Source organism: Mycobacterium sp., assembly GCF_049278535.1.
Taxonomy (GTDB): Bacteria; Actinomycetota; Actinomycetes; order Mycobacteriales; family Mycobacteriaceae; genus Mycobacterium.
This window is the reverse complement of sequence record NZ_JBAPMI010000055.1, coordinates 1-6,544: the sequence shown is the minus strand read 5'-3', so window position 1 is coordinate 6,544 and position 6,544 is coordinate 1. Positions and strand designations below refer to the sequence as shown.

Sequence of the window (6,544 nt, the reverse complement as noted above, 5' to 3'; positions counted from 1 at the left end):
TCTTGACCAGGGTGATCTCGATCAGCTCACGCACGTTGGGTGGCAGGTCGGACGGCAGCGGCGGCGGGGGCTCTTTGATGTGCTTCATCGCCACCGTCAGCGCGCCGTCGCCGGTGAACGGCCGCTTGCCCGAAACCGCTTCGTAGCCAACCACTCCCAGCGCATACACATCGCTCGACGGGGTGGCATCGTGGCCCAGCGCCTGCTCGGGGGCAATGTACTGGGCGGTGCCCATCACCATGCCGGTCTGGGTGACCGGCGCGGCGTCGACGGCCTTGGCGATGCCGAAGTCGGTGATCTTCACCTGACCGGTCGGGGTGATCAGGATGTTGCCGGGCTTGACGTCGCGGTGCACCAGACCGGCGGCGTGCGCGACCTGCAGCGCCCGTCCGGTCTGCTCGAGCATGTCCAGGGTGTGCCGCAGCGAGAGTCGGCCGGTCCGCTTGAGCACCGAGTTGAGTGGCTCGCCGTTGACCAGCTCCATCACCAGATAGGCGGTGCGGCCCTCGCCCTCCATCTGCGTCTCGCCGTAGTCGTGAACGCTGGCGATGCCCGGGTGGTTGAGCATCGCGGTGGTGCGCGCCTCAACCCGGAAGCGCTCGATGAACTCGGAGTCCTGGGAGAACTCGGCCTTGAGCACTTTGACCGCGACGCGCCGTCCCAGCCGGCTGTCGACGGCCTCCCATACCTGCCCCATGCCGCCGGTGGCAATCAGGCGCTGCAGGCGGTAGCGGCCAGACAGCGTCACACCTACTCGCGGGCTCATGGTCCTCCCTGCAGCGCGGCCTCGATGACGGCGCGCCCGATCGGTGCGGCAAGCGCGCCACCGGTCGCCGACAACCGGTCAGCGCCGTCTTCCACGAGCACCGCTACGGCCACCTTCGGAGCCTTCGCGGGCGCAAAGGCGATGTACCACGCGTGCGGTGGTGTGTGGCGCGGATCGGTGCCGTGCTCTGCGGTACCAGTCTTGGATGCGATCTGCACGCCGGGGATCGCCCCTTTCTGCTGAGTGACATTCTCGGCGCCGACCATCAACTCAGTTAGCTTAGCCGCGACCTGCGGGGACACCGCACGGCGCTGTTGGTGCGGCGCGGTCGTGCCGATGTTGGCCAAGTCAGGTCCCTGCAGGCTGTCGACCAGGTAGGGCTGCATGGTGATGCCGGCATTGGCGATGGTAGCCGCAACGAGCGCATTCTCCAGCGGCGTCAACGCGACGTCCTTCTGGCCGATACTCGACATTCCCAGCGCGGCGGCATCGGGAATCGGTCCAACGGTCGACTCGGCGACTTGCAGCGGCATCGATTCGGGAGCCGCGTCCAGGCCAAACGATTGTGCGGTGCTGCGCAGCGCGTCGGTGCCGGTGAGCAGGCCCAGCTGAACGAAGGCGGTGTTGCACGACCGGGCGAATGCCTCACGCAGGGTTACCGTTTCGGCGTCCACGCAGGTCGTGCCGCCGTAGTTCTCCAGGGTGGCAGTGCTGTCCGGCAGCGGAATCGACGACGCCGCGGTGAGCTCGTCGTCCTCGGTCGCACCGTTCTGTAACGCGGCCGCCGTGGTGATCACCTTGAACGTCGACCCGGGCGGATACGTCTGGGAGATCGCGCGATTGATCATCGGTGAGCGCGGGTCGTCGCGCAGTTGTTGCCAGGTGTGCGCCTGCTGCTCGGGGTCGTGCGAGGCGAGCAGGTTCGCGTCGAAGGACGGCGAGGACACCAGCGCGAGGATCTTGCCGGTGGACGGTTCCAGCGCGACGACCGCACCTCGGCACGGCCCGTTGCAGCCCTGCTGCATCGCATCCCAACCGGCTTGCTGGATGCGCGGACTGATGGTGGTGTCCACCGTGCCGCCGCGCGGATCGCGACCGGTGAAGAAGTCGGCCAGCCGCCTGCCGAACAATCGTTGGTCGGATCCGTTCAGTAGAGGATCCTCGGCGCGCTCCAGACCGGTGCTGGAGTAGCGCAATGAGTAGAACCCGGTCACCGGGGCGTAGACCGCGGCATTGGGATACACCCGCAGAAATCGGAAGCGGCTGTCGGTGGCCACCGAGTACGCCAGCAGCTGGCCGTTCGCGGTGATCTGTCCTCGCTGCCGGGAGTATTCGTCGAACAGCACGCGCTGATTGCGCGGATCGGACCGCAGCCCGTCGGCGGTGAACACCTGAGTGAGCGTCGCGTTGAACAACAGGAGCACGATCAGCGCCATCACGGTCACCGAAATCCGGCGCAGCGAGGTGTTCATACCCGCTCAATCACCTCGGTGTTAGCGCCCGCGATCGGCGAGGTGTTGCGCGACTTGGTGCGGAACGGGCGACGGGCCGCATGCGAGATGCGAACCAGGATCGCCAGCAGCACATAGTTCGCCAGCAACGACGAACCGCCGTAGGACATCCAGGGAGTGGTCAGCCCGGTCAGCGGGATGAGGTTGGTGACTCCGCCGACGACGACGAACAACTGGATGGCCAGCGTGGAGGCCAGCCCGGCGGCCAGTAGCTTGCCAAAGCTGTCGCGTACCGCGATCGCCGTCCGCATACCGCGGACGATCACGATGGTGTAGAGCATCAGTATTCCGGCCAAGCCCACCAGGCCGAGTTCTTCGCCAAACGCCGCGGTGATGAAATCCGTTGCGGCAGCGGGCACGGTGTCCGGCTGCCCGTTGCCCAGGCCGGTGCCGAAGACGCCGCCGGTGGCGAAGCTGAACAGCGACTGCACAATCTGGTAGCCGGCGTTGTCCGGATCGGCGAACGGATCCAGCCAGGTCTGCACCCGCACCCGGACGTGACCGAACATGAAATACGCCGCGACGCTGCCCAGCGCGAACAAGGCCAGGCCGATCACCACCCAGCTGAACCGCTGGGTGGCCAGGTAGACCACCACCAGGAATGACGCATAAAGCAAAAGCGAAGTGCCCAGGTCCTTTTCGAAGACCATCACGGCGATCGACGCCACCCAGGCGCCGAGCAGCGGAGCGAGGTCGCGTGGACGCGGCAGATCCATGCCCAGCACATGCTTGCCCGCGCTGGTGAACAGCCCGCGCTTGGCCACCAACACCGCCGAGAAGAAGATCAGCAGCAATATCTTCGAGAACTCGGCGGGCTGAATCGAGAAGCCCGGCAACCGAATCCAGATTTTGGCGCCGTTCTGCTCGGACAGTGATTTCGGCAGCAGCGCCGGTACGGCAAGGATGATCAGACCAGTCAGCCCGCAGAGGTAGCCGTAGCGTGCGAGTTGCCGATGGTCCTTCAGCCAGATCACCACGAACGCAAAGGCGCCCACGCCGACCAGCGTCCACAAAATCTGCGGGCTCGTAACCCCGTGGCCACTCCCCTGGGCCAGCCGCTCATCGAGATCGAGCCGATGGATCATCACCAAACCCAGACCGTTGAGCAGCGCCACGATCGGCAACAGCAGCGGATCCGCGTAGGGCGCATAACGTCTGATGGCCAGATGCGCTACGCCGAAAACGGCCAGGAACCCCGCCGCGTAGTCGAGGAGCTGCCAGCTGAGCCCGCGTTCCTGATTGGCCTGCACAATCGCGAACGCCGCGCACGTGATCACGGTGGCGAAACACAGCAGCAGCAGTTCTGCATTGCGCCGGTTCGGCAACGACGGGGTGACGGTGACCGGCGCCTGCGGCTGCGTGGTCATTCCGGAGTCCGGCAGCCGGTTCCCGGCTGGGGGGGCGGCGGGGAGAGCGCTGTCACAGTCGGCGCGGCCGATGTCGGCGACGGGCTGACCGAACTATATTGGGGGGCAGAGGTTTCCGAGCCAGGCGCAGGCGCCTGGCTGATGGTCGGTGCGGACGGCTGTCTTGAGGCCGGCGGCGACTGGGCACGCGCCAGCGGGCACAGCGGTAACAGCGACTCGGTGGCCAACCGCCGCAGCTGCGCGTTCGCCTGATCGAGGGTGCCCACCGGCAGGCCTGCCGCGACTTGCGCGCGCGCCGACTCGGCCAGATCGGATGGTTTCATCAAGTGGCACCCGTGGCCGGCGCCGGCCTGCCCGTAGGGGATCACCGACAACTGGTTGAGGCTGTTCAGGCAGCCCTGGGAATACGGCTGGTGCAGCGGCATTCCCAGGATGGACACCTGGATGCCCTGCATGATGGACACCGCGCCGTTGTAGGCGGTGACGTAGTAGTAACTGCGGATCACGCTGCGGCCGACCGCGAGCGCCGCGAGCACGAGCAGGATGGTCAGCGCGACCCCGATCAGCAGTCTCCGGCGCGATCGCTGCGGGGGTGGTGCCATATCGATCTGGGGCACAACGCGTCTGGCGGTTTCTTTGCGCGGGGTGATGGCCGATGCCCGCCCGGCCGAGGTGTTGGGCCGGGTCAGCTGGTCGTGCACGTCGGAGTCACCGGACACCGCGCCCGCGATGATCGGCTGGGTGGGACCATAGTCGGTGTCTACTACGTCGGCGACCACCACGGTCACGTTGTCGGGGCCACCCCCGCGCAGCGCCAGCTCGATGAGCCGGTCGGCACTGTCGGTGACGTCGGGAACCTTCAGGGCTTCCAGGATGGTCTCGTCGCTCACCGGATCGGAAAGTCCGTCGGAGCAAAGCAGATAGCGATCCCCGAGACGCACCTCACGCATGGTCAGGGTGGGCTCGACCTCGTGACCGGTGAGCGCGCGCATGATCAACGATCGCTGCGGGTGGCTGTGCGCCTCCTCCTTGGTGATCCGCCCGTCGTCCACCAGGGTCTGGACGAACGTGTCGTCTTTGGTGATCTGGGTCAGCTCGCCGTCGCGCAGTAGATAGCCCCGCGAATCGCCGATGTGGATCATCCCAATGCGGTTGCCGGCGAACAGGATTGCGGTGAGCGTGGTGCCCATACCCTCGAGGTCGGGCTCCATCTCGACCTGCGCGGCGATCGCCGAGTTGCCGGAGTGCACCGCGGCGTCGAGCTTGGCAAGCAGGTCGCCACCGGGCTCGTCGTCGTAGAGATGGGCCAGCGCGGCTATGACCAACTGCGAGGCGACTTCGCCGGCGGCATGCCCACCCATCCCGTCGGCGAGTGCCAGCAAGCGCGCACCCGCGTACACCGAGTCTTCGTTGTTGGATCGCACCAAGCCGACATCGCTGCGCGCTGCATAGCGCAAGACCAAAGTCACGGACGCAACTCAATTACCGTTTTGCCGATACTCACCGGCGTGCCAATGGGAACCCGTACCGCCGTCGTCACCTTCGCCCTGTCAAGGTATGTGCCGTTGGTCGATCCTAGATCTTCGACGTACCATTCCGAGCCTCGCTGGGAAAGCCGCGCGTGACGCGTCGACGCGTAGTCATCGTTGAGCACCAACGTGGAGTCGTCGGCGCGTCCGATCAGCACCGGCTGACCGCTGAGCGTGATGCGCGCACCGACCAATGCCCCCTCAGTCACAACGAGATAGCGCGCCGCATTTCCGCGCTGGCGCGACGGCAACAGAGTTCCGCGCAGCGTCAAACCGCGACGCACCATCACCGCGCCGGTCGGCGCGTAGATGTCGGTGCGCAAGATTCGCAGCACAGACCAAATGAACAACCACAACAGCATCAAGAACCCGGCGCGCGTCAGTTGCAGTACGAGTCCCTGCATCTGGCGTCCTCTCGGTCCTGCTGCCGCGTGCCTCACGTGCGCGGAATTAGCAACGTCACGATACTTGGACGGCGGTCGACGCGGGGTGAAGCCAATGCCTTCGCGCCCTACGGGCTCAATGGATGTGGACGACGATCTCCGAGTGCCCCAGCCGGATCACGTCACCGTCGGCCAATTGCCACTCTTGAACAGGCGCGTTGTTGACGGTGGTGCCGTTGGTGGAGTTGAGGTCGGATAGCAGCGCGACATGGCCGTCCCAACGAATCTCCAGGTGGCGACGCGACACTCCGGTGTCCGGCAACCGGAACTGGGCGTCCTGGCCGCGGCCAATCACGTTGGCGCCTTCGCGCAGCTGGTAGGTGCGCCCGCTGCCGTCATCGAGCTGCAGCGTGACCGCTGAGCCCGCGGCAGAGTAGCCGCCCTGTCCGTAGCCGGCCTGTCCGTAACCGCCGGCATCAGCGGGCTGACCATAGTCGTACTCGCGCCCGGGCTCGGCGTATCCGCCGCCACCACCGGGTGGGGCATAGGACTGGCCGTAATCCTGCCGGCCGTATTCGGCCTGCTGACCGTAGTCCTGCCGGCCATATCCGCCGCCGTAGCCCTGTTCGTAGCCGGGGCCCTGGTCGGGGTAGCCGCCGCGTGGGTCCGGCGCAGCAGGGGGGTCGTCGTGACGAGCCGGTCCCCGGCCGTAGTCGGCGTACTCGTCGTAGCCCTGACCGGCGGGCTGCCCGTAACCGCCCTGGCGCTGGTCATAACCCTGGCCGCCGCCCCCGTAGCCGCCGGCGGGGCGCTGCTCGTACGGCTGGCCGTAGCCACCTTGGTCGGGGTAGCCGCCGCGCTGCTCGGGATAGCCGCCGCGCTGGTCGGGGTAGCCGCCGCGCTGGTCGGGGTAGCCGCCGCGCGGGTCGGGTGCGCTGTAGCCGCCTTGGTCGGGGTAGCCGCCGCGCGGGTCGGGTGCGCTGTAGCC

6 protein-coding genes are annotated in these 6,544 nt (G+C 66.9%); all 6 read right to left on the bottom strand.

What is annotated here, in order from left to right; genetic code table 11:
* Nucleotides 1–766, bottom strand: a 766-nt coding sequence (locus WAO18_RS03315) for a serine/threonine-protein kinase (protein WP_422203864.1), incomplete at its 3' end; no start/stop codon positions are given.
* Nucleotides 763–2,238 carry a D,D-transpeptidase PbpA gene (gene pbpA, locus WAO18_RS03310; RefSeq protein ID WP_422203863.1) on the bottom strand — a complete coding sequence of 492 codons (1,476 nt, stop codon included), beginning with the start codon at nucleotides 2,236–2,238 and terminating at the stop codon, nucleotides 763–765. The genes WAO18_RS03315 and pbpA, both read right to left, overlap by 4 nt.
* Complete coding sequence (locus WAO18_RS03305) at nucleotides 2,235–3,644, bottom strand: FtsW/RodA/SpoVE family cell cycle protein (protein ID WP_422203861.1); 1,410 nt, start codon at nucleotides 3,642–3,644, stop codon at nucleotides 2,235–2,237. The genes pbpA and WAO18_RS03305 overlap by 4 nt, the downstream gene beginning before the upstream one ends.
* Nucleotides 3,641–5,113: a protein phosphatase 2C domain-containing protein gene (locus tag WAO18_RS03300; RefSeq protein WP_422203859.1), complete on the bottom strand. Its 1,473-nt coding sequence runs from the start codon at nucleotides 5,111–5,113 to the stop codon at nucleotides 3,641–3,643. The genes WAO18_RS03305 and WAO18_RS03300 overlap by 4 nt, the downstream gene beginning before the upstream one ends.
* Nucleotides 5,110–5,577 carry an FHA domain-containing protein FhaB/FipA gene (locus WAO18_RS03295; protein WP_422203858.1) on the bottom strand — a complete coding sequence of 156 codons (468 nt, stop codon included), beginning with the start codon at nucleotides 5,575–5,577 and terminating at the stop codon, nucleotides 5,110–5,112. The genes WAO18_RS03300 and WAO18_RS03295 overlap by 4 nt, the downstream gene beginning before the upstream one ends.
* Nucleotides 5,578–5,692: 115 nt before the next feature.
* The coding region (locus tag WAO18_RS03290; RefSeq protein WP_422203856.1) for an FHA domain-containing protein at nucleotides 5,693–6,544 on the bottom strand (852 nt) is incomplete at its 5' end.